The sequence below is a fragment of the Rhodoferax sp. GW821-FHT07G04 genome (assembly GCF_059418585.1).
On sequence record NZ_JBWKQD010000027.1, the window covers coordinates 1 to 893 of the forward strand.

Annotated in this window: 1 protein-coding gene; it reads right to left on the reverse strand. The window is 57.7% G+C overall.

Annotated elements, in window-relative coordinates; translation table 11 throughout:
- Positions 1-893 (reverse strand): Ig-like domain-containing protein (locus AC07OO_RS25545; protein ID WP_495084992.1); only part of this gene is annotated, 893 nt, incomplete at both ends.

An 893-nucleotide genomic window follows, 5' to 3' on the forward strand; every position in this document is an offset into this window, starting at 1 on the left:
ACGCCGTTGACGACGTTGGCCTGGCCCAGGTAGGTCTGGCCGCTGAAGAAGTTGACCGTGCCCGTGGGGACGTTGCTCAGATCGGTTTGGGCGTTGACGCCGGAGCCGTTCTTGAATTGCAGGTCCGTGATCTGGTTACCAGCTGAGAAAATCGACGAATCCAGATAAAGCGGATTTGTGATGGTCGGAGGCGTCACCGTGCGCAGGACCGCACCGTTCTTCAGGTAGCGAATGCTGGTGCCGTCGTAGGTGACACTCAGCTTATCGTTAGCAGCGTAGGTTCCGAGATCTATCTGTGTTCCATTCTCATATGCATACAAATACACACTTGAACAGTAAAGGCACCAGTCAATAGAGGCATAGCTACTGTCAGTCACTGGATCAGTGTTCAAGCCCACTGCATAGGTGCTACCGGCGCTTGCTGTGAAACTCACACTGGCTCCACCGGTATATCCCACCGTGCTGCGAATGGAGGCATTCCATGCAGATGCACTTCCCGTTTTAGTCACGGTGTTACCTGCCACACTCACCCCATCGGCCACGGTGATGGCGCTGAAGTCCTTGATGCTAGCTACATTGGCCGTCAAGGTAACAGGCGATCCGGCCGCCACCGTGCCCACCGAGGTGTTCAAGGTGATTGTGGGCGCACTGGCCGTGATGACCTGGGTCAGTACCGCAGACGTAGCCGCCGCACTGTTGCCATCGCCTATGTATTGGGCCGTGATGCTGTGGCTGCCAGTGGTCAGTGCACTGGTGCTGAACGTGGCTATGCCGTTGACCAAGGTGGCTGGCCCCAGCAGGGTCGCACCATCGTAAAAGTTCACATTGCCCGTGGGCGCCAGGGTGGGGTTCAGGCCCGTGGCCTGCAGCGTGAAGGTGACGCTGCTGCCCTT